This is a genomic window from Streptomyces sp. NPDC005551, from assembly GCF_042871785.1.
GTDB lineage: Bacteria > Actinomycetota > Actinomycetes > Streptomycetales > Streptomycetaceae > Streptomyces.
Genome location: NZ_JBIAJE010000012.1, coordinates 85,453 through 112,403, shown reverse-complemented (window position 1 = coordinate 112,403; position 26,951 = coordinate 85,453). Strand labels below are relative to the sequence as shown.

The window sequence follows — 26,951 nt, the reverse complement described above, 5'->3', positions numbered from 1 at the left end:
CGGGGGCGTGACCGCCGTGGCGGAGGGAGCACCCCGGGCGTCGCCCGCGGCCGCTCACCGCTTCAGCGCCGCCCGCCCGATCCGTTCCGCGACCGGATTCATCGCCTCGCCCTTCGCGTCCGTGGAGTTGACCGAGTAGACTAGCGTGCGGGAGAGGTCGCGGGTGGCGGCGATCAGCGAGCTGTAGCCGTGACGGGCGCCCGACTTGAGCCAGTAGACCGTGCCCCCGTACTCGAAGCGCTGAAGCCCGGCGCTCATGTCGGCGCCCTCGACGCCCGCGGGGACCGTGAACATCTCCTCCAGCTGCGGCCGGGGGACCAGGTCGCCCCGGAAGAGGTGGGTGATCAGGCGCTCCAGGTCGGCCGTCGTCGAGATCATGTCGCCCGCCGCCCGGCGGTCGGCCTGGTTCCAGTCCGTGACGTCGACGAACCGGGTCGTGCCGTCCGTCCCCCGGACCGCCTGGTAGCCGCGGTTGTGCGGGCCGCGGATCCGGGGATCGGTGCCGGGGAAGTACGTGTGGCGCATCCCGGCGGGCCGCAGCACGCGCCGGGTGGCCTCGGACGCGTACGAGTGGCCCGTGACCTTCTCGACCAGCATCCCGAGGATCGTGTAGTTGATGTTCAGGTAGTGCTGTTCGTCGCCCGGGGCGAACTCCGGGCCCTTCGCGACCGCCGAAGCCACGACCTCCTCCGGAGTGAGCGTGTCGAAGCGGTGCGCGTACGCCTCCTCGAAGGAGTCCCCGAAACCGTCCCCGGCCCGGATGCCGCTGGTGTGGTTCAGCAACTGCCGTACGGTGACCGGCTCTTCGAAGGAGGCGGGCAGCAGGCCGGGGAGATGGTCCTCCACCGGCGCCGCGAGGTCGAGCCGGTTCTCGGCGGCGAGCTGGAGCACCACCGCCGCGGTCACCACCTTGGTGGTGGAGCCGGCGCGGAAGCGCGCGTTCGGGTCGGCCTTCCGGTCGCCGCGCAGGTCGTGCACGCCGGCGCTGCCGCGCCAGCTCCCGTCGGTGCCGCCGACGCGTACGAGCGCGGCCGTCGCGTCCGGCCCCGGCAGCCCGGCGAGCGCCGCACGCAGGGCCTCGGCGTCCGGTCCGGTGGCGGAGGCGTGCACCGCCGCGGGGGCGACGGGCGCGGCGAGGGCGGGCGCGGCGAGGGGTCCCGCCGTCAGCCCCAGGGCGAGCGCGGCGGCGACGGCGGTGAGGGTACGGGCGCCGGTGTGCGGCAAGACTGCTCCTCGGGTGGATGACGCGGAGCCGACGGTCGGGGTCGGTGAGATCATCCTGCGGCCGGACGCCGCGTCGCGGATCGTCGGCGAGGAGGGCCCGGCCCCGGTGACGTCCCCGAGCAACTGCCGTGCACGGCACGGGGGTTGCTCGGGGATCCCCCCTAGGGTCTGTCCGGCAGGGGGAGTGGATCACGGTCATGCGGGCGGTCGGGCACCGCCGGTGGCGAGCGCGTACGGCACCCGGTCAGGGGCCGACCGGTACCCGCACCTCGCGCAGGGCGCACAGTGTGTCGACGCGGTTCGTGGTGATCGAGTCGACGCCGAGGTCGAGCAGCCGCCGCATGGAGCGCCGGGTGTCGGGCGTCCATGCCGACAGCAGGCAGCCGCTGCGGTGCACCCGCGCCAACAGGTCCCGGTCGATCAGCCCGAAGCGGTAGTTGAGCCACCGGGGACGCACCGCTTCGAGCAGGGCGGCACGCGGCGGTGCCAGTGTCGTGCGGGTCAGCGCGATCTCCGCCGCCGGGTCGGCCTCGCGCACCGCGAGCATGGCCTGGGCGCCCGCGCAGTAGTACACCCGCTCCTCGGCCCCGCACGCGCGGACGACGTCCACGACCTCGCGTACGGCCGCGCGGTCCGCGCCGGGCAGGTCGATCATGAGGCGGGCACCGTCCGTCGCGGCCAGCGCGTCCACGAGGGTCGGCACCCCGCCCGCCGTCAGCCCGCGCACCTCGTCCGAGGAGAGCGAGCGCAGCGGCCGGTCGTGCTCCCACAGCCGCTTCAGTGTCTCGTCGTGCAGCAGGACGGGCACGTCGTCGCGGGTGAGCCGGACGTCGATCTCCACCGCGTCCGCGCCCCGGCGGAGCGCGGAACGCAGGGAGCCGATCGTGTTCTCGCGGACGTGGTAGGGGTCGCCGCGGTGGGCCACGGCAGTCACGGTGCGCATGCGCCCATTGTGCGGGCCGGACACCCCACGGCCGCTCATCGGGGTGCGCGGCCGGGGGCCGGGCGGGCGCCGGCCGCCGGCGACGCCGAAAAGCGCCTCGGCGTCAGGACGCCTGCCACGCCGAGGCGCAGGTCGGCGTCAGGAGGCCCGCCACGCCGAGGCGCAGGTCGGCGTCAGGACGCCCGCCACGCTCCGGTGTACGTCAGGACGTCAGCCACGCCGAGGTGTACGTGTCGATCTCCTCGGCGAGCCGCTTCTTGCCGGCCGGATCGAGGAAGGACGCCTCGACGGCGTTCTTGGCGAGGGCGGCGAGGCCCCGCTCGTCGAGGTCCAGCAGCCGGGCGGCGACCGCGTACTCGTTGTTGAGGTCGGTGCCGAACATCGGCGGGTCGTCGGAGTTGATCGTGACGAGCACGCCCGCGCTCACCATGTCCTTCAGGGGGTGCTCGTCGAGCGTGCGGACCGCGCGGGTCGCGATGTTGGAGGTCGGGCAGACCTCCAGGGCGATGCGGTGCTCGGCGAGGTGTGCGAGCAGTTCCGGGTCCCGGGTGGAGCTGGTGCCGTGTCCGATGCGTTCGGCGCCCAGGTCGTTCAGCGCGTCCCAGACGGTCTGCGGCCCCGTCGTCTCACCGGCGTGCGGCACCGAGTGCAGCCCGGCCGCGATCGCCCGGTCGAAGTACGGCTTGAACTGCGGCCGCGGTACGCCGATCTCGGGCCCGCCGAGGCCGAAGGAGACGAGCCCCTCGGGCCGTACGCGGTCGTCGGTGGCGAGCCGTGCCGTCTCCTCGGCGGCCTCCAGGCCCGCCTCGCCGGGAATGTCGAAGCACCAGCGCAGGACGACGCCGAGCTCGGCCTCGGCCGCCTTGCGGGCGTCCTCGATCGCCTCCATGAAGCCCCGCTCGTCGATGCCGCGGCGGGTGGAGGAGAAGGGGGTGAGGGTGAGTTCGGCGTACCGCACCTGCTGGCGGGCCATGTCCCGGGCAACCTCGTAGGTCAGCAGCCGGACGTCCTCCGGGGTGCGCACGAGGTCGACGACGGACAGGTACACCTCGACGAAGTGGGCGAAGTCCGTGAACGTGAAGTAGTCGGCGAGGGCTTCGGGGTCGGTCGGGACCTTCGAGTCGGGGTGGCGGGCGGCCAGCGTGGAGACGATCCGGGGGGAGGCGGAACCGACGTGGTGCACATGCAGTTCGGCCTTGGGCAGTCCGGCGATGAAGGCGTGCGGGTCGCGGGCGTCGCGGTGGTCGGTCAAGGGTCCCTCCCCGGGAACGGCGCCCCGCCGCGGGTGTCAGGGGGACGCGGGTGATCGGCTGATCGGTGACTCCGGGATCATCGTAGGCCGCCGTCCGCACGGCGAGGGCCCGGGCCGTAGCATGACGGAACGTACAACAGAGGGGACCCCGCGCATGTCCGACGACGCCCGCACGCCGGAACCGCCGGACCACGCCGCCGGGCCGCACGCGCCCGCCTTCCGGGGGTACGGACCGGGCGCCGGCCCGCAGGACGCGCCTCCCGCGCCCAAGGTCGCCCTGGACAAGCAGACCCCCGCGCCCGGACAGACCCCCGCGCCCGGGCAGGCCCCCGTACCCGAGCCGAACCCCTGGGCTCCGCCCCCGGAGGACGCGGTCCCTCCGGGCGCAGGCACCACGGCGCCTCCCTCGGTGCACAACCAGCCCACCATGACGTCGATGCCGGCGGTCGGCGGACCGGTGCCGCACGGAGCGGGCTCCCCGGCCACCGGCGCGGGACCCGCGGCCTCCCGGCCGTGGGCGAACCCCTTCACACCGCCGGCGTCCGGCACGGCCCCCGGCCCGTACGCCCCGCCCGGCGGTCCCCAGCCCTCGGCGGGCGCCGCGCCGCACCACCCCTTCGCGCCGCCCGGCGGCCCCGGCTCCTTCGGCGGACCGGCACCCGGGGAGCCGGTCCCGCCGCCGCCCCTGGCCCCCGAGGGCCCCGGCATGCCCCTGTACGGCTACCCCCAGTACCCGGGTCCGCCGGTGCACGGCGGTCACGTCCCCTACCCGGGCGGGAACCCGGGCTACGGCTGGTCCGCCCTGGCGCCGATGCCGAGCAACGGGATGGGCACCACCTCGCTGGTGCTGGGGATCATCGCGGCCGCGCTCTTCTGCCTCTGGCCGCTGGCCATCCTGCTGGGCATCCTCGCCGTCGTCTTCGGCGTGATCGGCCGCCGCAAGGCGGGCCGGGGCGAGGCGACGAACCCGGGCCAGGCCCTGGCGGGCATCATCTGCGGCGCGGTCGGCATGCTGCTCGGCATCGGCTTCGCCGTGCTGATCTTCGCCCTTCCCGACGACCGCGACGACGACCCCTACTTCGGAAACGACGACGGATACTCGACGTCCCTGGTGGTGGAGGGGCCCCGCTAGGACAGCGCCCGCCCGCCGGGACGGCTCCGGGGGCGCTTCAGGAGACGGACCGGTCCGCTTCCAAGGTCGCCGCGGCGCCGTCTCCCGGGGCTCTGAGCCGCTTCCGCGCCTCCATCAGCGCGAACCCCAGCAGGTTCGGACCGCGCCACCGCTCGGGGTCCAGCGCGCGCTCGTCGTCGGCCGCGAGCCCGATGCCCCAGATGCGGTCCACGGGACTGGCCTCGACCAGCACCCGGTCGCCGGTGTTCAGCAGGAATCCCCGCAGGTCGGGGTGTGCGGCGAACTTGTGGACGCTGCCCTCGGCCACGATCCGGAAGCGCTCGCGCTCCCAGAGCGCGGCGTCGAAACCGCGCACCAGCCGCCCCGCCTTCTTGGCGAGCGCGGGATTCGGCGCGTCGATCGCCTGCCGCTCCGCCTCCGCGTCGCCGAAGAGGCGTGCCTTGGCCGCCATCATCCAGTGCTCCGCCGTCGCATACTCGACACCGTCCACGGTGAACGGAGACGGCCACCACTGACTCAGACAGCTCGCGCCGACCCGGCCGTCGGGCCGCGGCCGGTGCCCCCAGAACAGCAGGTACTTGATCCGCGCCCCCGCGCGGACCTCCCTGACCAGGGTTTCCCGAGAATCGATCGTCCCCATGCACGCGAGTCTGGCACGCACCACTGACACTCCGTCCCGGCTTTTCCAGGTGGACTCGACACCTGGTCGACAGATTCCGTCGCGTAACCAAAAGGCAACAACGGAATCACTTGTTGAGGTCACCCCGCTCTGTCAGGATCGGCACTCAAATCGAGCTGGAGCTACGCCGACCCCCGTGGGACGGGGAGGGCGGCGGAGGAGAGCGACATGCACAATCCGGGCCATCGCTTCCAGGCGCAGGACCGCTTCGCGGACGGCGCGCAGTACATCGCGGGCCGGCTGACCAAGGGCACCTCGGGCCGCACCCACACGGTCGTGGACCCCGCCACCGGCGACGAGGTCTACACGTACGAGCTGGCGGGAGCCGCCGACGTGGACGCCGCCGTCGCGGCCGCCCGCGCCGCCTTCCCGGGCTGGGCCGGCGCGACCCCCGGCGAGCGCTCCGACGCACTGCACCGCTTCTCCGCCGTGCTCGCCGAGCGGGCCGAGGAGTTCGCCCAGGCGGAGTCGCTGCAGTGCGGCAAGCCGCTCAAGCTCACCCGCGAGTTCGACGTCCCCGGAACCATCGACAACACCGCGTTCTTCGCCGGCGCGGCCCGGCATCTGCAGGGCCAGTCCGCGGGCGAGTACTCCGGGGACCACACCTCGTACGTACGCCGTGAACCCATCGGAGTCGTCGGCTCCATCGCGCCCTGGAACTACCCCCTCCAGATGGCCGCCTGGAAGATCCTCCCGGCGATCGCCGCGGGCAACACCGTCGTCCTGAAGCCCGCCGAGCTGACCCCGCTCACCTCGCTCCTGTTCGCCGAGGCGGCCACCGCGGCCGGCATCCCCGACGGCGTCGTCAACATAGTCACCGGCGCGGGCAAGGACGCGGGCGAGCACCTCGTCGCCCACCCCGACGTCGCCATGACCTCCTTCACCGGGTCCACCGGCGTCGGCAGGCGTGTCGCGGAGGTCGCCACCTCCACCGTCAAGCGGCTCCATCTGGAGCTGGGCGGCAAGGCGCCCTTCCTGGTCTTCGACGACGCGGACCTGGAGGCCGCCGTGCACGGAGCCGTCGCGGGCGCCCTCATCAACACCGGGCAGGACTGCACGGCCGCCACGCGCGCGTACGTGCAAAGGCCCCTCTACGACGAGTTCGTCGCGCGGACCGCCGCGCTCATGGCGAGCGTCCGCGTCGGCGATCCCTTCGCACCGGACACCGACCTCGGCCCGCTGATCTCCCACGCGCAGCGCGACCGGGTCGCCGCTTTCGTCGACCGGGCCCGCTCCTCCGCGCGCGTGGTCACCGGCGGGGAGATCCCCGAGGAGCTGAAGGACGGCGCCTACTACCGGCCCACGCTCGTCGCCGACGCCGCCCAGGACAGCGAGATCGTGCAGGCCGAGATCTTCGGCCCCGTCCTCGTCGTGCTCCCCTTCGACAGCGACGACGAGGGGATCCGGCTCGCCAACGACACGCCGTACGGCCTCGCCGCCTCCGCCTGGAGCCGGGACGTCTACCGCGCGAACCGTGCCACCCGTGAGATCAAGGCCGGGTGCGTGTGGGTCAACGACCACATCCCGATCATCAGCGAGATGCCGCACGGCGGATACAAGGCGTCCGGCTTCGGCAAGGACATGTCCGCCTACTCCTTCGAGGAGTACACGCAGGTCAAACACGTCATGTTCGACAACACCGCGGTCGCCAGGAAGGACTGGCACCGCACGATCTTCGGGGACCGATAGCCAGAACAGGCCGCGCGACCACGGCCGCTTCCCTCCGAAAGGGCACCAGGAGCATGGAGCAGTACGAGCCAGACCGTCCGTCCCCGGCCCAGCTGGCCGCCTTTCGCCGCAGCCTCCACAACGGCAGGGCGTCCCTCACCCGGCGCTCGCTGCTGCGGGCCTCCGCGGGCGGCGCGCTCGCCGCCGGCGGCCTCGGAGCGCTGAGCGGCTGCGGGATCCCCGCGGCCGGCACGACCCAGGGCGGCGTCTCCGCCGAGGACCACTCGGCCAAGGAGAAGACGATCAACTTCTCCAACTGGACCGAGTACATGGACGTGGACGAGAGCGAGAAGCACCACCCCACACTCGACGCGTTCACCGAGCGGACCGGCATCAGGGTCAAGTACACCGAGGACATCAACGACAACGTCGAGTTCTTCGGCAAGATCAAACCGCAGCTGGCGGCGGGCCAGGACACCGGCCGCGACATCATCGTCGTCACGGACTGGCTCGCGGCCCGCCTGATCCGCTTCGGCTGGGTCCAGAAACTGGACGCCGCCAACCTGCCGCACGCCTACGCGAACCTCTCCCAGCAGTTCCGCAATCCGGACTGGGACCCCGGCCGCGCCTACTCCTATCCCTGGCAGGGCATCTCCACCGTCATCGCCTACAACAAGAAGGCGCTCGACGGCGAGAAGGTCGAGTCGATCTCCGACATGCTCGACAACCCCAGGCTCAAGGGGCGCGTCGGCTTCCTCTCGGAGATGCGCGACAGCGTCGGCATGACGCTGCTGGACATGGGCAAGGACCCGGCGAAGTTCACCGACGACGACTTCGACGCGGCGATCGCCCGGCTCCAGAAGGCGGTCGACAAGGGCCAGATCCGCCGCTTCACCGGCAACGACTACACGTCCGACCTCACCAAGGGCGACCTCGCGGCCTGCGTCGCCTGGGCGGGCGACGTCGTCCAGCTCAAGGCGGACAGCCCGGACATCGGCTTCATCATCCCGGACAGCGGCTACATCACGTCCACGGACAACATGCTGATCCCCAACAAGGCACGTCACAAGACGAACGCCGAGCGGCTGATGGACTACTACTTCGAGCCGAAGCCGGCCGCCGAACTCGCCGCGTACATCAACTACGTGTGTCCCGTCGACGGCGTGAAGGAAGAGCTCGCGAAGATCGACCAGGACGCGGCGGACAACCCGCTGATCATTCCCGACAAGGCTATGGCCGCCAGGTCCCACCCCTTCCGCTCACTGAGCCAGAAGGAAGAGACGGCCTACGAAGAGAAGTTCGCGAAGCTCACAGGGGCGTGACGATGATGAAGAATGACAGCAGCGGCGACGTCCGCCTCTCCGGCATCAGCAAGACCTACGGCTCCTTCACGGCCGTCCACCCACTCGACCTGACCGTCCCGCAGGGCTCCTTCTTCGCGCTCCTCGGAGCCTCGGGCTGCGGCAAGACCACCACCCTGCGGATGATCGCCGGCCTGGAGGAGCCCAGTTCGGGCACCGTCGCCCTCGGCGACCTGGACGTGACGAACCTGCCGCCGTACAAGCGGCCGGTGAACACCGTCTTCCAGTCGTACGCGCTCTTCCCGCACCTCGACATCTTCGAGAACGTCGCCTTCGGCCTGCGCCGGCGCGGCATCAAGTCGGTGAAGAAGCAGGTCGAGGACATGCTGGAGCTGGTCCAGCTCGGCGAGCAGGCCCGCAAGAAACCCCACCAGCTCTCCGGCGGCCAGCAGCAGCGCGTCGCCGTGGCCCGCGCCCTGATCAACCACCCCAAGGTGCTGCTCCTCGACGAGCCGCTCGGCGCCCTCGACCTCAAACTGCGCCGCCAGATGCAGCTGGAGCTGAAGCGCATCCAGACCGAAGTGGGCATCACCTTCGTCCACGTCACGCACGACCAGGAGGAGGCCATGACCATGGCCGACACGGTCGCCGTGATGAACGCGGGCCGCGTCGAGCAGCTGGGCTCGCCCGCCGACCTCTACGAGAACCCGAACACCACGTTCGTCGCCAACTTCCTCGGCACCTCCAACTTCATCGAGGCCGAGGTCGACTCCCGCACCGGCGACGAGATCGTCCTCAAGGCCGGGGGCGGCAAACTCCTGCTGCCCGCCGCGCGATGTTCGGCGCCCACCGCGGCCGGCGGCAGGGTGCTGGCCGGCGTCCGCCCCGAGAAGATCTCGCTCACGCACGCGGACGACGCCGGGCTCATCCCGGCCGGCCGCAACCGGATCACCGGCAGGATCGCCCACTCCAGTTTCATCGGCGTCTCCACGCAGTACGTCGTCGACAGCACGGTCTGCGCCGGCTTCGAGGTGTACGCCCAGAACATCGACCGTGACTCCCGGCTCGCGCCCGGCGCCGACGTCGTCCTGCACTGGAGCCCGGAGCACACCTTCGGTCTGGACGCGGCGCAGGACATCGACGCGGGCGTCGAGACGGTCGAGGAGGAGGCCGCCTGATGTCGACGCTCACCGAGGCGCCACCGCCTCTCGCCCCCGCCCCGGCGGAGAAGCCGCCCCGCAGGCGCGGCCGGCTCACCCCGTACTGGCTGCTGCTGCCCGGCCTCCTGTGGCTGGTGGTCTTCTTCGCGCTGCCGATGGTCTACCAGGCCTCCACCTCCGTGCAGACGGGTTCCCTGGAGGACGGCTACCGGGTCACCTGGCACTTCGCGACCTACTGGGACGCGCTGGCGGACTACTGGCCCCAGTTCCTGCGCTCCGTGCTGTACGCGGGCTCCGCCACGGTGCTGTGCCTGATCCTCGGCTATCCGCTCGCGTACCTCATCGCGTTCCGCGCGGGCCGCTGGCGCAACGTCGTCCTGATCCTGGTGATCGCGCCGTTCTTCACCAGCTTCCTGATCCGCACGCTCGCCTGGAAGACGATCCTCGCGGACGGCGGCCCGGTCGTCGGCGCGCTCAACTCGCTGCACGTCCTGGACGTCACCAGCTGGCTCGGCATGACCTCGGGCGACCGGGTGCTGGCGACCCCGCTCGCCGTGATCTGCGGACTCACCTACAACTTCCTGCCGTTCATGATCCTGCCCCTGTACACCTCGCTGGAGCGGATCGACGGGCGGCTGCACGAGGCGGCCGGCGACCTGTACGCCAGGCCCGTCACCACCTTCCGCAAGGTGACGTTCCCGCTGTCGATGCCGGGGGTCGTCTCGGGCACCCTGCTGACGTTCATCCCCGCGAGCGGCGACTACGTGAACGCCGACCTGCTCGGCTCCACGGACACCCGCATGGTCGGCAACGTGATCCAGACGCAGTTCCTGCGGATCCTCGACTATCCGACGGCCGCGGCGCTCTCGTTCCTCCTCATGGCCGCGATCCTCATCATGGTCACGCTCTACATCCGCAGGTCCGGGACGGAGGATCTGGTCTAAATGGCCTTCGTACGCTGGTTCAAGCACCATCTCGTCGTCATCGCCGGACTGCTCACGCTCGGCTATCTGCTGCTGCCGAACGTCGTCGTCACGGTGTTCTCCTTCAACAAGCCGAAGGGCCGCTTCAATTACGAGTGGCAGTCCTTCTCCACGGACGCCTGGCGCGATCCGTGCGGGGTCGCCGACATGTGCGGCTCGCTCTCCCTCAGCCTGCAGATCGCGTTCTGGGCGACGCTCGGCGCCACCGCCCTCGGCACGATGATCGCCTTCGCCCTGGTCCGCTACCGCTTCCGGGCGCGCGGTCCGGTGAACTCGCTGATCTTCCTGCCGATGGCGATGCCGGAGGTCGTGATGGCCGCCTCGCTGCTCACGCTGTTCCTCAACATGGGCGCGCGGCTTGGCTTCTGGACGATCCTGATCGCCCACATCATGTTCTGCCTCAGCTTCGTCGTCACCGCCGTCAAGGCGCGCGTGATGTCGATGGACCCGCGTCTCGAGCAGGCGGCCCAGGACCTGTACGCCGGTCCCGTGCAGACCTTCGTGCGGGTCACGCTGCCGATCGCGGCGCCCGGGATCGCGGCGGGCGCGCTGCTGGCCTTCGCGCTCTCCTTCGACGATTTCATCATCACCAACTTCAACGCGGGCTCGACCGTCACCTTCCCCATGTTCGTCTGGGGATCGGCACAGCGCGGAACACCCGTGCAGATCAACGTCATCGGTACGGCCATGTTCGTCGTCGCCGTACTTCTCGTCCTGGCCGGCATGGTGATCGGCAACCGCCGCAACCGGCAGAAGGCGTAAGAGCCATTCTCGTAGGGAGTTGAAATCATGGCCCCAGGTGCCATGACCCGTTGGACGACGTCCCTCTCCGACGCCCGGCCGGTGTCCTTCTGGCTGGACGACCCGGGCAGACCCCGCCCCGAGCCCGCCCTCACCGGCGCCGAGACCTGCGACCTGCTCGTCGTCGGCGGCGGTTACAGCGGACTGTGGACCGCGCTCCTCGCCAAGGAGCGCGACCCGCGGCGCGAGGTGGTCCTGCTGGAGGGCCGCGAGGTGGGCTGGGCCGCCTCCGGCCGCAACGGCGGATTCTGTGCCGCGTCCCTGACCCACGGCCTGTCGAACGGCCTCACCCGGTGGCCGGACGAGATCAGGAAGCTGGAGGAGCTGGGCGCCCGCAACCTCGACGAGATCGAGGCGGCCGTCGCCCGCTACTCCATCGACTGCGACTTCGAGCGCTCCGGCGAGATCGACGTCGCAACCGAGCCGTACCAGGCGGCCGAACTGCGTGAGTGGTACGAGGAGTTGCAGCGCGAGGGCCTCGCGGACGGCCTCGAGTACCTGGACGCCGACGCCGTACGGGAACAAGTCGACTCACCGACATTCCTCGCGGGTCTGCACGATCGTCGCGGGGTGGCCATGCTCCACCCCGCGAAGCTCGCCTGGGGCCTCAAGCGTGCCTGCCGCGAGCTGGGCGTCCGCATCTACGAGCACACCCCCGCGCTCGCCCTGAAGCCGTACGGCGCCGGCATGGCCGTACGCACCCCGTACGGCTCCGTCCGGGCCCGCCGGGTCGCCCTCGGCACCAACATCTTCCCGAACCTGGTCAAGCGCGTACGCGCGTACACCGTCCCGGTCTACGACTACGCGCTGATGACCGAGCCGCTGACGGCCGACCAGCTGGCCTCCGTGGGCTGGAAGAACCGCCAGGGCCTCGGGGACTCGGCCAACCAGTTCCACTACTTCCGTCTCTCCGCCGACAACCGCGTCCTGTGGGGCGGTTACGACGCGATCTATCCGTACGGCGGCCGGGTGCGCGCCGAGTACGACGACCGCCCGGAGACGTACGCGAAGCTCGCCGGACACTTCTTCACCTGCTTCCCGCAGCTGGAGGGCGTCCGCTTCACCCACGCGTGGGGCGGCGCGATCGACACCTGCTCGCGCTTCTCCGCCTTCTTCGGCACCGCGCACCAGGGCCGGGTGGCGTACGCGGCGGGCTACACGGGCCTCGGCGTCGGCGCCACCCGCTTCGGCGCGGACGTCATGCTCGACCTGCTGGCGGGGGAGCGCACCGAGCGCACCGAGCTGGAGATGGTGCGCAGGAAGCCGCTGCCCTTCCCTCCCGAACCCTTCGCCTGGACCGGTATCGCCCTCACCAAGTGGTCCCTGGCGCGGGCGGACGCGCGGGGCGGGCGGCGCAATCTCTGGCTGAAGGCGATGGACAGGCTGGGTCTCGGCTTCGACAGCTGAACGAGCGGACGTCCCTCTGTGACCCGGTTTGCCGACGGGGGGCGGGAACCCGCGTAATGCCCGGCCCTGACCTCCCTCTCTCCTGTGACGCGACCGGCGTCGGTACGAGAGAGGGAGGTTTCGCCATGACAGGCGCCAGGACGGCGGTCGAGTGGCTGGCATCCGCAGCACCGGACCCCGAGGCATGCCGCTGGGAGTGGGAGCGCAGCCCGGGGGGAGTCGCGCTGCTGCCGGCGGGCAAGGTGTGGGACGTACTGATCCTGCCGGCCGGGCTGGGCCGTCCCACGTTCGACGTGCTGACCCGGGTGACCGGCCGGCCCGGTCCCGTGCTCGTCGACCTCCGGGACGCCCGGACGGGGTTCTTCGTCCCCGCGGGTACCGCGGGGCGCTGGGTCGGTACGGGGGTGCGCACAGCGGGCCCCGGCACGTGGCTCGTGGTGCCGTACCCGGGGAGGCCGGCCGCCGGCGGGGTGCGCTGGCTGGTCCCGCCGGACGGCTCGGGCACCCTCACCGATCCGGCGCTCCTGGAACTGGCCATGCACGAGGCGGCGGCGGGTCTCGCGGGCGGGGAGGGGCCCTGACCGCGGAGCCGGACCGGCCGGGATCCCGGCGGGGGCCTTGACAACCGCATTGGTCTGGACCAAGTTGGGCGCGCTCCACCCTCCAACCCCCCCCCTGCCCGGAGGCACTCGTGGACCCCACCCGATCCAACAGACCATTCGTACGCCGGCGCGGACTCCTCGCCGTGTGCACGGCCGCGGTCCTGGCCGTCCCCGGCCTCACCGCCCTCTCGTCGACCGCCCGTGCGGCCGACGCGGACCTCGTCAGGAACGGCGGGTTCGAGGCGGGCCTGGACAACTGGACCTGCACGGCGGGCAGTACCGTCACCTCACCCGTGCGCAGCGGCACCGCGGCCCTGAAGGCGACCCCGGCGGGCAGCGACTACGGGCAGTGCTCCCAGACGGTCACCGTGAAACCGGGCGCGCAGTACACCCTCACGGGTCACGTCCGCGGCAACTACGTCTACCTCGGCGCGAACGGCACGGGCACCACCGACGTCTCCGCCTGGACGCAGTCCGCGACCGACTGGCAGCAGCTCACCACCACCTTCCGCACCGGACCCTCCACCACCAGGGTCACCCTCTACACGCACGGCTGGTACGGCACCGGCGCCTACCACGCCGACGACATCTCCCTGGTCGGCCCGGGCGTCGACGCCGGGCAGCCGCCGGCCCCGCCCACCGGCCTGAAGACCGGCAACGTGACCTCCGGCAGCGTCGCCCTGTCCTGGTCCGCGGTCCCCGGCGCGACCGGGTACGCGGTCTACCGCGACGGAATCAAGGCCCAGACGGCGAGCGGCACTTCGGCCACGGTGGCCGGTCTGTCCCCCGCCACCGCGTACAGCTTCCAGGTGGCGGCCGTGAACGACGCGGGCCAGTCGGCGAAGTCGGCGGCCGTCACCGCGACCACCTCCCCGGGCTCCGGTGGCGGGACCCCCGGCCTCCCCGCCCACGCCCTGGTCGGCTACCTCCACGCGAGCTTCGCCAACGGGGCCGGCTACACCCGCATGGCCGACGTCCCCGACAGCTGGGACGTCATCGACCTCGCCTTCGGCGAACCGACCTCCACCACCTCAGGCGACATCCGCTTCACCCGCTGCCCCGTCACCGAGTGCCCGAACGTGGAGAGCGACGCCGAGTTCAAGGCCGCCATCAAGGCCAAGCAGGCGGCGGGCAAGAAGGTCCTGATCTCCATCGGCGGCCAGAACGGCCAGGTGCAGCTCACCACGACCGCCGCGCGCGACACGTTCGTCTCCTCGGTGTCGAAGATCATCGACGAGTACGGTCTCGACGGCCTGGACATCGACTTCGAGGGCCACTCCCTCTCCCTGAACGCGAACGACACGGACTTCAGGAACCCGACGACACCCGTGGTCGTCAACCTCGTCTCGGCGGTCAGGACCCTCAAGGCCAGGTACGGCTCCGGGTTCGTCCTGACGATGGCGCCCGAGACCTTCTTCGTCCAGCTCGGTCACCAGTACTACGGCACGGGCAAATGGGGCGGTCAGGACCCGCGCGCCGGCGCCTACCTCCCGGTCATCCACGCGCTGCGCGACGACCTCACGCTGCTGCACGTCCAGGACTACAACTCGGGCTCGATCATGGGCCTGGACAACCAGTACCACTCCATGGGCGGCGCGGACTTCCACATCGCGATGACCGACATGCTGCTGACCGGCTTCTCGGTCGCGGGAGACCCGAACAACGTCTTCCCGCCGCTGCGCCCCGACCAGATCGCGATCGGCATGCCGGCGACCACGAACGCGGGCAACGGTCACGTCTCCCCGGCCGAGGTCACCAAGACCCTCGACTGCCTCATGAAGAGGACCAACTGCGGCTCGTACACCCCCCACGGCACCTGGCCTGCGCTTCGCGGCCTGATGACGTGGTCGGTCAACTGGGACCGGTTCGGCGGCTGGGAGTTCTCGCGGAACTTCGACGCGTACTTCGGCTGAGGAACATCGCGAGCCCCGTCAGCAGCAGCGCGCACAGACACCAGCTCGCCAGGACGTCCAGGGGCCAGTGGTAACCGCGTGCGACCAGGCCGGTGGCCACCGCCAGGTTCAGGGCGAGGCAGCCGGCGACCAGGGTGCGGCGGGCCGCCGCGGAGGGCAGCCGGGGGAGGAGGAGCAGGGTCGCCGCGCCGTACGCCACGGCGGCGGTCGCCGTGTGACCCGAGGGGAAGAAACCCGTGCCCGGGCCCATCACCGGTGGGCCCGGGCGGGCGATCAGTTCCTTCAGCGGCACGATCACGGCCGGTACGGCGGCCATCAGGACGGCGGCAGCGACGGACGGCAGCCACCAGCGGTCGGCGCCGGCCCGGCGGGAACAGCGGGCCGCGAGGACGAGGGCGACGACCAGGACCGGGACGGCGACCGTGATGTTGCCGAGGTCGGCGAGGAGTTCGAACCAGCGGTTCGGGTGGACGACGGCGTCGCTGAGGCGTTCGTCCGCGCGGGCGAGGGGGCCGTGGGCCGCGACCTGCCAGGTGATCAGCGCGAGAAGGAGGGCCGGAAGGCCGAGGAGGAAGGTCGGCCACCCCGGAACAGGGGGGGTGGTTCCGGGGTGGCCGTCCGGATCGGGATGCCGCGCGCCCCGGGGGGTTTGGGGCGGGCGGCCGTCCGATCGGTGAGGAGTGGAGCCAAAAGCTCCGGGTGTGTGCGCGAGGGCACGACCAGGGCGAAGCTGGGGAGGCCCCGACCCGGCGTCACCCACAGTCCCCTGTGGGCGGGGTGTATCTCTCATCTGGACCAAACCTACGACAGCGGATGTGGCTCCGACAGCCACATCCGCGTCCCGCCATCCACCTCGCACACGTTCTTCACACGCTCCGACCCCCGGCGCCCCCGCCCGGAACCGAACCGGAATCCGGGCCGGGGGCCGGTCCGCCCCGGGGCTCGGGGCGGGCGGGGCCTCAGATGCGGGCGAAGGCCTGCTCGATGATGTCGAGGCCCTCGTTCAGGAGGTCCTCCCCGATGACCAGCGGGGGCAGGAAGCGGAGGACGTTGCCGTAGGTGCCACAGGTCAGGACCAGCAGGCCCTCCTGGTGGCAGGCCTTCGCGAGTGCCGCCGTGGCCGCCGGGTTCGGCTCCTTGGTGCCGCGGTCCTGCACCAGCTCGATGGCGATCATGCCGCCACGCCCGCGGACGTCGCCGATGATGTCGAACTTCTCGGCCATCGCGCCCAGCCGGGCCTTCATGACGGCCTCGATGTTCTTCGCCCGCGCGTTGAGGTCGAGCTCCTTCATCGTCTCGATCGCGCCGAGCGCGCCCGCGCAGGCGACCGGGTTGCCGCCGTAGGTGCCGCCCAGACCGCCCGCGTGCGCGGCGTCCATGATCTCGGCGCGGCCGGTGACGGCGGCCAGCGGCAGGCCGCCCGCGATGCCCTTGGCGGTGGTGATCAGGTCCGGGACGATGCCCTCGTCCTCGCAGGCGAACCACTGGCCGGTGCGGCAGAAGCCGGACTGGATCTCGTCCGCCACGAACACGATGCCGTTGTCCTCGGCGAACTTGCTGATGGCCGGCAGGAAGCCCTTCGCGGGCTCGATGAAGCCACCCTCGCCGAGCACCGGCTCGATGATGATCGCGGCGACGTTCTCGGCACCGATCTGCTTGTTGATCATGTCGATGGCCTGGGCGGACGCCTCGGCACCGGCGTTCTCGGGGCCGGTCAGCCAGCGGTAGCCGTACGCCACCGGCACGCGGTAGACCTCGGGCGCGAACGGGCCGAAGCCGTGCTTGTACGGCATGTTCTTGGCGGTCAGCGCCATCGTCAGGTTGGTGCGGCCGTGGTAGCCGTGGTCGAAGACGACGACGGCCTGGCGCTTGGTGTACGCACGTGCGATCTTGACCGCGTTCTCGACGGCCTCGGCACCCGAGTTGAACAGGGCCGACTTCTTGGCGTGGTCGCCCGGGGTCAGCTCCGCCAGCGCCTCGGCGACGGCGACGTACCCCTCGTACGGCGTGACCATGAAACAGGTGTGGGTGAAGTCCTGGAGCTGGGCCGAGGCCCGGCGCACGACGGCCTCGGCGGACGCGCCGACGGAGGTGACCGCGATGCCGGAACCGAAGTCGATCAGGCGGTTGCCGTCGACGTCCTCGATGATCCCGCCACCCGCGCGCGTGGTGAAGACCGGCAGCACCGAGCCCACACCGGCCGCGACCGCGGCGGTACGGCGGGCCTGCAGCTCCTGCGACTTCGGGCCGGGGATGGCGGTGACGACGCGGCGCTCCTGCGGAAGTGCGGTCATGAGGGGCTCCCTGAAGATCTTGCGAACCGGGTGTTCCGGCGAGCCGGGGGTTTCCGGGCGGGGGTGTTTTCGGACGCTTCTTCGCAGGCTAGGGCCGGGGCGGGGGGCTCGGCATGCTCCATGTGGGCGGTGTCGGGGGATTCCCTTGTCCGCCGTGGACATAGCAGTGCCGACGGCCCGCCCGGCCGGACACCGAGGACCCGCCCGGCCGGACACCGACGGCCCGACCGGCCAGGCCCTGACGGCCCGACCGGCCAAGTCCTTTCGGCTCCGGCCGCGTAAGCGGTGAACTCCCCGCGCAGGGGCACTAGATTGACCCGCGTACGGGGCACGGAGCGGCTGGTCAGGGGGCAAGGGCGATGGACGGCGACGGCACGCAGGACGCACGGGGCACACACGTCGGTCCGGTGCCGCGCCCGGCGGGGCCCCCCGCGGTGCCCGCGACCCCGCACCCGGCGCGGCCGCCCGCCCCCGCGGCACCGCCCCGGCCCGCCCGCGCGCCGGGCCTGCCGCCGCTGCCGGACGGGTCCGACTTCCTGGCGTGGCTGCGGACGCCGCGTCCCGAGGCCGCGCCGGGCGTGTGGCGGTTCGGGCACCGGCCGCGGCCCGAGGAGGAGCCCGAGGTCGTGCCGGCGCGGCAGCTCCTCAGCGGCGCGCTGATCGCCTTCCTCGTCGGCTGGCTGCTCTGGTCGCTGCTGTGGAACGGCTACCTCGGCGGCTGGTGGCTGCTCCCGCTGTACGCGATGATCCCGGACTCCTGGGCCGAGCCCCACAGCTTCGGCGCCGTCGTGGTCGTCTACGCCTACTACGCCGCCGTCGCCCTGGCGATCACGATCGGCGTCGGGCGGCTCGGCCGCTGGAGCGAGGTGTGGCGACGCTACGGACTGCCCGCCTGGCGCCGCACGGCACCGGCGAACGAACGGCCGCCCGCCCCCGAGGACGACCCCGCCCAGTGGAACCGGCTCCGCGCCGCCGGGGCCGCGGACGCCGCCGACCGGCTCGCCGCCGAGGCCCGCGCCGGCCTCATGCGGGACGTCGACCACGCCCGCATCGTCCGCGCCTGGCAGGGCGTGCAGAACGGCCGCCACAGCCTCGCCACCTTCACCGCAGCCGTGCTCAAGGACGGCTCAGCCGCCTGCCTGCACCCCTCCGGCGACCGCGACCTGCCCGGCCGGCACGCCCGGCACGATTTGCTCACCGGGCAGGTACGGCTCGGCGCCACCGCCGACGACCCCCGCAACCCCTACGCCTACCGCGCCACCGGCCTCGCCCTCGGACCCGACCTCCTCGGCACCTCGCTGCTCGCCGTCGGCCCCGCCGGCTCGGGCAAGACCGGCGGTGTCGTCTGGCCGCTCGCCGAGTCGCTGTGCCTGCACGCGCTCGCCGGACGGGCCGCCGTCGTGGTGGTCGGCGCGGCCGGCGCCGGGCTCGGAGCCGCCGAGGCGTACGACGTCGTCGTGCGGGTCGGCAACCCCGAGTCCGTCTACGACCTCGATCTCTACGGCGGGACCACCGACCCCGACGAGGCCGCCGCCGTCCTCGCCGAGGCGCTCGTCGGCGACCTCGCCGACCCGCACCCCTCAGGCGACAGCCGGCGGTCCACCACCGTCCTCGCCCAGCTCCTCGGCCCGTACCGCGCCGTCCACGGCCGCTTCCCCTCCGTACCGGAACTGCGGCAGCTCCTCGACGGCTCACCCGGCCCGCTCGCCGCGCTGCGCAGCGGCCTCGAGGAGGCCGGACAGGCCTCGCTGCTGCGCGAACTCGACGCCCGCGAGCGGCAGATGGGGCACCCCGGAGACGTGGGCGGCGTCCTGGCCGACCGGGTCGCGCTGCTCGACCGGCCCGCCTTCGCCGGGTTCTTCGACACCTCGGGGCAGTCCCGGCCCTTCTCGCTGCGCGCCCTCGACCATCCCGTCCGGGTGCGCATCGACCTGCCGCAGCGCGGGCACGCCGACGCCTCGCGGATCCTCGCGCGGCTCGTACTCGCCCAGTTCACCGCCAGCGTCGCCGTGCGCGAGGACCGTTCCCTCTTCGCCTGCCTCGTGCTCGACGACGCCACCGGCGTCGTCACCCCCGAGGCCGTCCGCGGCATCCAGCGGCTGCGCTCCGCGAACGCGGGCACCGTCCTGACCCTGCGCACCCTCGACGACGTGCCCCGGGCGCTGCGCAGCCCGCTGCTCGGCGCGATCGGCTGCCGGATGGCGCTCTCCGGACTCACCCCCTGGGACGGCCAGGACTTCGCCGAGGTCTGGGGCAAGGAGTGGACCGAGACCCGGGACGTCACCGACCGGCAGATCATCGCCGAGACCCCGGCCGGGAAGGCCGTCCACATGCTGCGCCGGGTGATCACCGGGAACGCGCCGACCGCACGCGCCGTCACCGTGCGCCAGGTCGAGCGGGAGCGGTGGTCGGCGTCCGAACTGGCGCACGCGGTGCCTCCGGGGCACGCGGTGCTCTCCCTCACCAGCGTGAAGGGCGAGCACGCGCCGCCGCTGCTGGTGGATCTGCGCGGCTGAAACGAGAGCGCGGGACACCCCTACGGTGAGGCAGAATCGGCAGAGGCCCTTCATACGAAGCGGCCAAAAGATCACCCGTCGACCGCTGGTGCGTCCGTCTCAGACCTGAAGGCCCCATGCCCCCCACGCTCGCCTCCCTCGTCCACCACTCCGCGCTCAAGCTGACCGTGCGGGCGGGCGAGGGACGCCTGGACGTGCCCGTCCGCTGGGCGCACGTCAGCGAGCTCGCCGACCCCGTGCCGTACATGGAGGGCGGGGAGCTGCTGCTGATCACCGCGCTCAAACTGGACGCCGAGGATCCCGACGCCATGCGGCGGTACGTGAAGCGGCTGGCCGCGGCGGGAGTCGTCGGCCTCGGCTTCGCCGTCGGGGTCAACTACGACGAGATCCCCGGGGCCCTCGTCGACGCCGCCGAGCAGGAGGGCCTCCCGCTGCTCGAGGTGCCCCGGCGCACGCCGTTCCTCGCCATCAGCAAGGCCGTCTCCGCCGCGATCGCCGCCGACCAGTACCGCGCCGTCACCGCCGGGTTCGCCGCCCAGCGCGAGCTGACCAAGAAGGCGCTGCACGACGGCCCCGAGAAGCTGCTCGCCGCGCTGGCCGGGCAGGTCGACGGGTGGGCCGCGCTGTACGACGCGTCCGGTGCCGTCGTCGCCGCCGCGCCCGAGTGGGCCGGGCGCCGGGCCGCGCGCATCACCGCCGACGTCGAGCGGCTGCGGGAGCGGGCCGCGCCGGCGAGTTCCGTCGTCGGCGGACCGGACGGCGAGGACCGGATCGAGCTGCACTCCCTCGGCACCGGGCGGCGGGCCCGCGCCGCGCTCGCCGTCGGGACGGCCGCCGCCCTCGGCACCGCCGAGCGGTACGCCGTCCACTCCGCGATCGCCCTGCTCACCCTCACCACCGAACGGTCCCGGTCGCTGCACGCCGCCGAGCAGCGGATCGGGGCGGCCGTCCTGCGGATGCTCCTCGCCGGCGAGTCCGACCACGCGCGGGCCGTCGCCGGGGACTTGTACGGGGAGCTTCTCGACGCGCCCTTCCGGCTGATCCTCGCCGAGTCGGCGTCCGCGTCCGCGGGGCGGGCGCATGCCGACGGGCGCGGGCACGGGCGGGAGCACAAGCCCGGGCCCGGGCCCGGCCACGGGCACGGCGCCGCGAAGGCGCCGGCCGCCAAGGCCGCGCTGCCCGACCTCCAGGGCGACCCGCTGGGCGGGCTCGCCGAGGTCGTCGAGTCCGCCGCCGCGCGGTCCGGGGAGTCCGTGCTGGTCGTGCCCGACGGGGAGCGGCTGGTGGTGCTCGCGGCGGACGAGGGCTCCGCGGTGGCGGCCTGCCAGGAGTACGCGGAGGCACTGGAGGCCGTGCGGGCCGCGGGGCGGGAGCAGCCGGTGCGGGACGAGGGGGAACTGGTCGTGGGGCTGTCGGCGCCGGCCGGGCCGATCGCCGCGCGGGCGGCCTACAAGCAGGCCGAGCAGGCCCTGTCCGTGGCCCGGCGGCGGGGGCGTTCCCTCGTCGAGCACGAGGAGGTGGCCGCGGGGTCCGTGGTGCCGCTGCTCGCGGACGACGCGGTGCGGGCGTTCGCGGACGGGCTGCTGCGGGCGCTGCGCGAGCACGACGCGACCGGGCGGGGGGACCTGGTGGCGTCCCTGCGGGCGTGGCTGTCGCGGCACGGTCAGTGGGACGCGGCCGCCGCCGACCTGGGGGTGCACCGGCACACGCTGCGGTACCGGATGCGGCGGGTCGAGGAGATCCTGGGGCGCTCGCTCGACGATCCGGACGTCCGGATGGAGCTGTGGCTGGCGCTGAAGGCGACGGCGGTGGGGGAGTAGGGCAGGCGGGCGGGCTCACGGCGGGCGCCTCGGCTGCGGAGGGCCGTGGGTGGGTCGTCCGCGGTCCGGTGGGTGGGTCGCCCATGCTCCGGTGGGTGGGGCGGGGCCGCGCCGGTACATCCGCCCGTTGCAGGTCGGGCGTGCGCGTGGGCTGCGGGGTGAACCGGGGTTGTCCGCCCGACCTGCAACGGGCATCTGATGTACCGGCACGGCCCCTCAGGTGGGAGGGCGGGTGCGGGTCGTGCCGGTTGCGCTGCGGGCAGGCGCCGCCACGGCACGGCCCCTCAGGTGGGAGGGCGGGTGCGGGTCGTACCTGTGCGGTAGCGGCGGGCGCCGGGCCACTTCGGCCTGCGGGCATGCGTGCCGCTGGGGGAGGGCGGGGCAGGTGCCCCATCCCGGGCTTCGTGGCGGCGCCGGCTGCCGGGATGGCGTTGGCCGTAGCGGAGTGGGAGGCGGGGGCAGTGCTACGGGGTGGATAAGCGGAACCGTGGGGTTCCGGCCCTACCGTGGGGGCCGTAAGACACGGACACACCAACCTCGGAAGGGCCGGGACTCGACATGACTTCCACCCACGCCTTCTGGCTCGCCGGCCGCCAGGCCACCGGCGAGACCACCTTCGACGTCACGTCGCCCTGGGACGGGCAGCTGGTGGGGAAGGTCAGCGTGCCGACCGAGGCCCAGGTCGAGGAGGCCGTCGCCGCCGCGTACGCCGTCCGCGACGAGTTCGCCGCGACCCCCGCCCACGTACGCGCCGCCGCCCTCGACCACGTGAGCAAGCGCCTCGTGGAGCGCACCGAGGAGATCGCGCAGCTCATCTCCGCCGAGAACGGCAAGCCGATCAAGTGGGCCCGCGGCGAGGTCGGCCGCGCGGTGTCCGTGTTCCGGTTCGCGGCCGAGGAGGCCCGCCGCTTCAACGGCGGCGAGGCCCAGCGGCTCGACACCGACGCCGGCGGCCAGGGCCGGCTCGCGCTGACCCGCCGCTTCCCCAAGGGTGTCGTCCTCGGCATCGCGCCGTTCAACTTCCCGCTCAACCTGTGCGCGCACAAGGTCGCCCCGGCGATCGCGGCCGGCGCCCCGATCATCCTGAAGCCGGCGCCCGCGACCCCGCTGTCCGGGCTGATCATCGGCGACCTGCTCGCCGAGACCGGGCTGCCCACGGGCTCGTGGAGCATCCTGCCGGTCGCCAACGACCGGATGCCCGCGCTGGTGCAGGACGAGCGGCTGCCCGTCATCTCCTTCACCGGGTCCGAGAAGGTCGGTTACGCGATCATGGACTCGGTGCCGCGCAAGCACTGCACGCTGGAGCTCGGCGGCAACGGCGCGGCCGTGGTGCTCGCCGACTTCGCGAGCGAGAAGGACCTGGACTGGGCCGCGACCCGTATCGCCACCTTCTCCAACTACCAGGGCGGCCAGTCCTGCATCTCGGTGCAGCGCGTGATCGCCGACGCCTCGGTGTACGAGCGGCTGCTGCCGCGCATCGTCGCCGCCGTCGAGGCCCAGGTCACCGGTGACCCCTCGGACGACAGGACCGACGTCGGGCCGCTGGTCAGCGAGGACGCGGCCCGCCGCGTCGAGTCCTGGGTCGACGAGGCCGTCGCCTCCGGAGCCACGCTGCTCACGGGCGGCAAGCGGGACGGCGCCTCGTACGCGCCGACCGTCCTCGCCGACGTCCCGGCGGACGCGACCCTGTCCTGCGAGGAGGTCTTCGGACCGGTCCTCACCGTGCAGAAGGTGACCGGCGAGGCCGAGGCCTTCGCCGCCGTCAACGACTCCAAGTACGGCCTGCAGGCCGGGGTGTTCACGCACGACCTGCAGACCGCCTTCCGTGCCCACCGGGCGCTGGAGGTCGGCGGAGTCGTCGTCGGCGACGTGCCCTCCTACCGTGCCGACCAGATGCCGTACGGCGGCGTGAAGCAGTCCGGCGTCGGCCGCGAGGGTGTGCGGTACGCGATGGACGACTACACGTACGAGCGCGTGCTGGTCCTGACGGGCCTCGCGCTGTAGGACCGTTCGAAACCTGCGGCCGGAGCCCACTGTGCGGGGGCTCCGGCCGTTGTCGTGGGCCGAGGGGCCCGGCATCCGTGACGCCGGGCCCCTCGCGCCGGCCTGTCCGGACCCTCAGCCGGAGAAGCCGACGTGCGCGAGCCGCAGCGTGCCGCGCAGTCGCAGGCGGACGTCGTGCACACCGTCGGCGGCGAACGCGGCGTCGACGGTGGTGTAGTCGTACGGGCCCTTCGTGGCCGCCGGTGTCAGGGTCACCAGCACCGGGCCGTCGCCCAGGCAGACGTCCACGGTCCCCTCGCCCGCCACCTCCGCGGTGAGCACACCGACGCCCGTCCCGAAGTCGCAGGCGCGGTACAGCAGTTCGCCCGTGCCGCCGCCCACCGGCGTCACCGCGTCGCCCGCCGTCCTGGTGCGGTCGACGATCTCGGCCGCCCGCTGCTCGTCGAAGTCCGCCGCGTCCAGGCCGCGTTCCCGTACCGGGCGCGGCCCGGCGGCCTCGCCGAGGAGTTCGACGGTCGCGCGCAGCCGGACGTCCTCGCTGGACGCGCCCGCCAGCAGTTCGTAGGCGCCCGGCTCCAGTCGCCACCTGCCGTGCGCCACGTCCCAGAACTCGAAGACGGCCAGCGGGAGTTCGTAGGACAGTTCCGCGGAGGCGCCGGGGGTCAGGCGGACGCGGCGGTAGCCGGCCAGCTCGCGGCGGGGGCGGGGTACGGACGGGTCGACGGCGCGGATGTAGAGCTGGGCGACCTCGTCGGCCGTCACCGCACCGGTGTTGGTGACGGTGAAGGAGACCCGTACCCGTTCCTCGTCGGCGAGGAACCGCAGGTCCGTGTAGCCGAACGACGTGTACGACAGTCCGTGCCCGAAGGGGAACAGCGGGGTGCCCTCGAAGTACAGGTACGTCTGGCGGCCGCCGATCACGTCGTAGTCGAGGAGGTCCGGCAGGTCCTCGTCCGTGGCGTACCAGGTCTGCGGGAGGCGGCCCGCGGGTGAGACGTCGCCCGCCAGGACGCGGGCCAGCGCGGTGCCCGCGGCCTGGCCGCCGTGCGCGGTCCACAGGACGGCCGGGAGGTCCGCGGGGTCCACGGCGTACGGATAGGAGCTGACGAGGGCCAGCACGGTGCGCGGGTTCGCGGTGCGGGCCGCCCGCAGCAGGCGTTCCTGGTGTCCGGGCAGGCGCAGGGTCGTCCGGTCCTCCGTCTCGCGCCCGTTGATGTGCGGGTCGTTGCCGGCGACGACGAGGACCACGTCGGCGTCGGCCGCGGCGCGGGCCACCGCGTCCTCGCCGCGCTCGGTGACCTCCAGCTCGAAGATCTCCCCGTCCCGCTCGGCAACCTTCACGCCGTCGGCGGCGACAGAGACGTACCTGCCCGTCCCCAGGTGCTTGAGGAGGTGGCCGTTCCCGTGGGTTGCGGAGGGTTCGAGACGGAACGTCTCCTGGACGACCCAGCCGCCGGGCTGGTCCGCGGCGGCGCGGACGAAGCCGTCCTCGGCCACCGAGAGGTAGCGGCCGTCGGGAGCCCGCAGGGTCAGTACGCCGTCGCCCCAGTCGGTCAGCGCGAGTTCACTGCCCCGGGCGTCGGTGGTGAGCGGGGGGAGGTCCGTGCGGCCCGCGAGGAGCGCCGGGTCCAGCGCGCCCTCGGCGCCGCGCACCTCATCGGCCGCGTCCTGGGCCGCGGGCACGCTCAGGTACGCGCCGGACGACGTCCGCAGCCGTACCCGGTCCACGCCCTCGGCGAAGGTGACGCGGTCGGCGCCGAAGCGCTCGTACAGGCCCTCCAGGGGCGTCGAACGGTGCAGGAGCGTGCCGCTGTACCAGTCGAGCTTGCACTCGTCGGCGAGCAGACCGACGACCGCGACGCGGGTGTGCTCGCCGAGCGGCAGCAGGCCGTCGTTCTTCAGCAGGACGACGGCCTGCTCGGCCGCTTCCGCCGCGAGCGCGCGGTGGGCCGGGGTGTCGAAGTCCGCCGTGCCGGCGTACGGGTCCGACCCCGGGTCGAACTCGCCGAGCCGGAACCGGACCGAGAGCTGCCTGCGGACCGCCGCGTCGATGTCGTCCTCGCTCAACAAACCCTGGTCGAGGGCCCCGTGGAGGCGGGCGACGATCTGCGAGCTGTCCGTGCCGTGGTCCGTGAAGCTGTCGACCCCGGCGCGGACCGCGGCCGCGGTCGCCTCCTCGTGGGTGTCGAAGTAGTGCTCGGAGTCGACCAGGTTGGAGGGCGCGCCCGCGTCCGAGCAGACGAGCAGATCCTGCTCCGTCCAGGCACGCAGGTGCTCGCGCAGGTACGGCGAGACGTGGTTGGGGCGGCCGTTGACCAGGTTGTAGGCGGGCATCACGCCGGCCACCGCGCCCGCCTCGACCGTCTCGCGGAAGGCCCGCAGGTCGTACTCGTGCAGCACGCGCGGGCGCACCGACGAGGACGAGGTGTCCCGGTGCGTCTCGTTGTTGTGGGACAGCCAGTGCTTGAGGACCGGGGCCGTGCGCCAGTAGGTGGGATGGTCGCCACGCAGGCCCCGGGTGTAGGCCGTCGCGATCGCGGAGGTCAGCTTCGGGTCCTCGGAGTAGCCCTCCTCGTTGCGTCCCCACAGCGGGTGGCGCAGCAGGTTGACCGTGGGCGACCAGACGTTGAGGCCGACGCGGTCGTCGCGGGCGCGCATCGCGCGTGCCTCGGCCGAGACCGCCTCGCCGACCCGGTGCACGAGGTCGTCGTTCCAGGTCGCGCCGAGCCCCACGGCTTGGGGGAACACGGTCGCCGGGCCCATCCACGCCACTCCGTGCAGGGCCTCCTGGCCGGTGCGGAAGGCGGCGACGCCGAGGCGCTCCACCGGGGGCCCGAACTGGTGCAGGAACGCGATGCGTTCGTCGCGGGTGAGCCGCGCCAGCAGATCGTCGACGCGCTTCGCGAACGGCAGCCGCGGATCGCGGAAGGACGGCGTGGAAGGCGGGTGTGCGGTCACGTGGTGATCCCTTTGCGGTGGAGCGACGGGGCGCTTTCGAAGCGCTTCGATGCTCATTCGGGCAGGGGGTGGGTGTCAAGACACCGGGGCGCGCCAACTCCGTTCACCTACCGGCATTTCAGGCACCGCACGAGACTGGTCCAGTCCTCGGGGTCACGCAGGAATGTTGGAAACGGCTCTTGTGCACCCTCAGGTGTTCACTTAATCTCGCTGCAACATCGAAGCGCTTCGACAAGCGACGAGAGCCCACCCGGGGATGTGCAGTCCTCGGAGGGCCGCTTCAGCTCAGCCAGT

The 26,951-nt window shown here is 72.6% G+C and carries 18 protein-coding genes and 1 pseudogene; 12 read left to right on the top strand and 7 right to left on the bottom strand.

The features are described 5' to 3' along the window. Positions 1 to 54 precede the first annotated feature (54 nt). The 3 genes and pseudogenes from ACFYP4_RS29990 to ACFYP4_RS29980 all read right to left on the bottom strand — a co-directional run bounded on the left by ACFYP4_RS29990 (position 55) and on the right by ACFYP4_RS29980 (position 3,519). Positions 55 to 1,224: a serine hydrolase domain-containing protein gene (locus tag ACFYP4_RS29990; RefSeq protein WP_358853905.1), complete on the bottom strand. Its 1,170-nt coding sequence runs from the start codon at positions 1,222 to 1,224 to the stop codon at positions 55 to 57. Between the two features lie 244 nt (positions 1,225 to 1,468). Continuing rightward, the gene (locus ACFYP4_RS29985; protein WP_358853904.1) at positions 1,469 to 2,167 is read right to left on the bottom strand and encodes a glycerophosphodiester phosphodiesterase; all 699 of its coding nucleotides are present in this window, start codon (positions 2,165 to 2,167) and stop codon (positions 1,469 to 1,471) included. Between the two features lie 202 nt (positions 2,168 to 2,369). After that, a pseudogene (locus ACFYP4_RS29980) lies at positions 2,370 to 3,519 on the bottom strand (adenosine deaminase). Positions 3,520 to 3,573: 54 nt separating this feature from the next. Between ACFYP4_RS29980 and ACFYP4_RS29975 the strand changes: the two are divergent. Next, positions 3,574 to 4,551: a DUF4190 domain-containing protein gene (locus ACFYP4_RS29975; protein WP_388789645.1), complete on the top strand. Its 978-nt coding sequence runs from the start codon at positions 3,574 to 3,576 to the stop codon at positions 4,549 to 4,551. 37 nt (positions 4,552 to 4,588) lie between these two features. Here the strand turns inward: ACFYP4_RS29975 and ACFYP4_RS29970 are convergent, their stop codons facing one another. After that, entirely contained in the window at positions 4,589 to 5,191 is a 603-nt protein-coding gene (locus ACFYP4_RS29970; RefSeq protein ID WP_358853901.1) for an NADAR family protein, read from the bottom strand. Between the two features lie 207 nt (positions 5,192 to 5,398). Between ACFYP4_RS29970 and ACFYP4_RS29965 the strand changes: the two genes are divergently transcribed. The 8 genes from ACFYP4_RS29965 to ACFYP4_RS29930 all read left to right on the top strand — a co-directional run bounded on the left by ACFYP4_RS29965 (position 5,399) and on the right by ACFYP4_RS29930 (position 15,065). After that, complete coding sequence (locus ACFYP4_RS29965) at positions 5,399 to 6,919, top strand: gamma-aminobutyraldehyde dehydrogenase (RefSeq protein WP_358853900.1); 1,521 nt, start codon at positions 5,399 to 5,401, stop codon at positions 6,917 to 6,919. Between the two features lie 53 nt (positions 6,920 to 6,972). Next, positions 6,973 to 8,220 (top strand): spermidine/putrescine ABC transporter substrate-binding protein, encoded by a 1,248-nt coding sequence (locus ACFYP4_RS29960; RefSeq protein WP_358853899.1) that lies wholly within the window; start codon positions 6,973 to 6,975, stop codon positions 8,218 to 8,220. 5 nt (positions 8,221 to 8,225) lie between these two features. Beyond that, positions 8,226 to 9,377: an ABC transporter ATP-binding protein gene (locus ACFYP4_RS29955; RefSeq protein ID WP_388789732.1), complete on the top strand. Its 1,152-nt coding sequence runs from the start codon at positions 8,226 to 8,228 to the stop codon at positions 9,375 to 9,377. Further along, the gene (locus tag ACFYP4_RS29950; RefSeq protein ID WP_358853898.1) at positions 9,377 to 10,303 is read left to right on the top strand and encodes an ABC transporter permease; all 927 of its coding nucleotides are present in this window, start codon (positions 9,377 to 9,379) and stop codon (positions 10,301 to 10,303) included. The genes ACFYP4_RS29955 and ACFYP4_RS29950 overlap by 1 nt, the downstream gene beginning before the upstream one ends. Then, the gene (locus ACFYP4_RS29945) at positions 10,304 to 11,104 is read left to right on the top strand and encodes an ABC transporter permease (RefSeq protein ID WP_388789640.1); all 801 of its coding nucleotides are present in this window, start codon (positions 10,304 to 10,306) and stop codon (positions 11,102 to 11,104) included. 27 nt (positions 11,105 to 11,131) lie between these two features. Beyond that, positions 11,132 to 12,550: an FAD-dependent oxidoreductase gene (locus ACFYP4_RS29940; protein ID WP_358853896.1), complete on the top strand. Its 1,419-nt coding sequence runs from the start codon at positions 11,132 to 11,134 to the stop codon at positions 12,548 to 12,550. A 125-nt stretch (positions 12,551 to 12,675) separates the two neighbouring features. Further along, positions 12,676 to 13,131 (top strand): hypothetical protein, encoded by a 456-nt coding sequence (locus ACFYP4_RS29935; protein WP_388789636.1) that lies wholly within the window; start codon positions 12,676 to 12,678, stop codon positions 13,129 to 13,131. A gap of 110 nt (positions 13,132 to 13,241) precedes the next feature. After that, on the top strand, positions 13,242 to 15,065 hold the full coding sequence (locus ACFYP4_RS29930) for a chitinase (protein ID WP_388789633.1): 1,824 nt from the start codon (positions 13,242 to 13,244) through the stop codon (positions 15,063 to 15,065). Here ACFYP4_RS29930 and ACFYP4_RS29925 read toward each other — a convergent pair. Beyond that, positions 15,004 to 15,825 carry a phosphatase PAP2 family protein gene (locus tag ACFYP4_RS29925; RefSeq protein ID WP_388789630.1) on the bottom strand — a complete coding sequence of 274 codons (822 nt, stop codon included), beginning with the start codon at positions 15,823 to 15,825 and terminating at the stop codon, positions 15,004 to 15,006. The genes ACFYP4_RS29930 and ACFYP4_RS29925 overlap by 62 nt on opposite strands. A 199-nt stretch (positions 15,826 to 16,024) precedes the next feature. Continuing rightward, positions 16,025 to 17,359 carry a 4-aminobutyrate--2-oxoglutarate transaminase gene (gabT, locus tag ACFYP4_RS29920; RefSeq protein ID WP_388789627.1) on the bottom strand — a complete coding sequence of 445 codons (1,335 nt, stop codon included), beginning with the start codon at positions 17,357 to 17,359 and terminating at the stop codon, positions 16,025 to 16,027. Positions 17,360 to 17,718: 359 nt separating this feature from the next. Here gabT and ACFYP4_RS29915 point away from each other — a divergent pair, with 359 nt between their 5' ends. From ACFYP4_RS29915 to ACFYP4_RS29905, 3 genes are all read left to right on the top strand, one after another. Further along, positions 17,719 to 19,875, top strand: coding sequence for an ATP-binding protein (locus ACFYP4_RS29915; protein ID WP_388789624.1), 2,157 nt, complete (start codon positions 17,719 to 17,721; stop codon positions 19,873 to 19,875). Positions 19,876 to 19,991: 116 nt separating this feature from the next. Further along, complete coding sequence (locus ACFYP4_RS29910) at positions 19,992 to 21,695, top strand: PucR family transcriptional regulator (RefSeq protein WP_388789621.1); 1,704 nt, start codon at positions 19,992 to 19,994, stop codon at positions 21,693 to 21,695. Positions 21,696 to 22,253: 558 nt separating this feature from the next. After that, a complete protein-coding gene (locus ACFYP4_RS29905; RefSeq protein ID WP_358854814.1) occupies positions 22,254 to 23,699 on the top strand; it encodes an aldehyde dehydrogenase family protein in 1,446 nt (481 codons plus the stop codon). A gap of 114 nt (positions 23,700 to 23,813) precedes the next feature. Here the strand turns inward: ACFYP4_RS29905 and ACFYP4_RS29900 are convergent, their stop codons facing one another. Beyond that, complete coding sequence (locus ACFYP4_RS29900; RefSeq protein ID WP_358854815.1) at positions 23,814 to 26,657, bottom strand: glycoside hydrolase family 3 C-terminal domain-containing protein; 2,844 nt, start codon at positions 26,655 to 26,657, stop codon at positions 23,814 to 23,816. Positions 26,658 to 26,951 lie beyond the last annotated feature (294 nt).

Bases quoted from the DNA above. Each gene is read 5' to 3' on its own strand.
- ACFYP4_RS29910 (WP_388789621.1), top strand. From the start codon at position 19,992: ATGCCCCCCACGCTCGCCTCCCTCGTCCACCACTCCGCGCTCAAGCTG.
- ACFYP4_RS29955 (WP_388789732.1), top strand. From the start codon at position 8,226: ATGAAGAATGACAGCAGCGGCGACGTCCGCCTCTCCGGCATCAGCAAG.
- ACFYP4_RS29935 (WP_388789636.1), top strand. From the start codon at position 12,676: ATGACAGGCGCCAGGACGGCGGTCGAGTGGCTGGCATCCGCAGCACCG.
- ACFYP4_RS29915 (WP_388789624.1), top strand. From the start codon at position 17,719: ATGGACGGCGACGGCACGCAGGACGCACGGGGCACACACGTCGGTCCG.
- ACFYP4_RS29945 (WP_388789640.1), top strand. From the start codon at position 10,304: ATGGCCTTCGTACGCTGGTTCAAGCACCATCTCGTCGTCATCGCCGGA.
- ACFYP4_RS29960 (WP_358853899.1), top strand. From the start codon at position 6,973: ATGGAGCAGTACGAGCCAGACCGTCCGTCCCCGGCCCAGCTGGCCGCC.
- ACFYP4_RS29975 (WP_388789645.1), top strand. From the start codon at position 3,574: ATGTCCGACGACGCCCGCACGCCGGAACCGCCGGACCACGCCGCCGGG.
- ACFYP4_RS29970 (WP_358853901.1), bottom strand. From the start codon at position 5,191: ATGGGGACGATCGATTCTCGGGAAACCCTGGTCAGGGAGGTCCGCGCG.
- ACFYP4_RS29965 (WP_358853900.1), top strand. From the start codon at position 5,399: ATGCACAATCCGGGCCATCGCTTCCAGGCGCAGGACCGCTTCGCGGAC.
- ACFYP4_RS29940 (WP_358853896.1), top strand. From the start codon at position 11,132: ATGGCCCCAGGTGCCATGACCCGTTGGACGACGTCCCTCTCCGACGCC.
- gabT (WP_388789627.1), bottom strand. From the start codon at position 17,359: ATGACCGCACTTCCGCAGGAGCGCCGCGTCGTCACCGCCATCCCCGGC.
- ACFYP4_RS29905 (WP_358854814.1), top strand. From the start codon at position 22,254: ATGACTTCCACCCACGCCTTCTGGCTCGCCGGCCGCCAGGCCACCGGC.
- ACFYP4_RS29950 (WP_358853898.1), top strand. From the start codon at position 9,377: ATGTCGACGCTCACCGAGGCGCCACCGCCTCTCGCCCCCGCCCCGGCG.
- ACFYP4_RS29985 (WP_358853904.1), bottom strand. From the start codon at position 2,167: ATGCGCACCGTGACTGCCGTGGCCCACCGCGGCGACCCCTACCACGTC.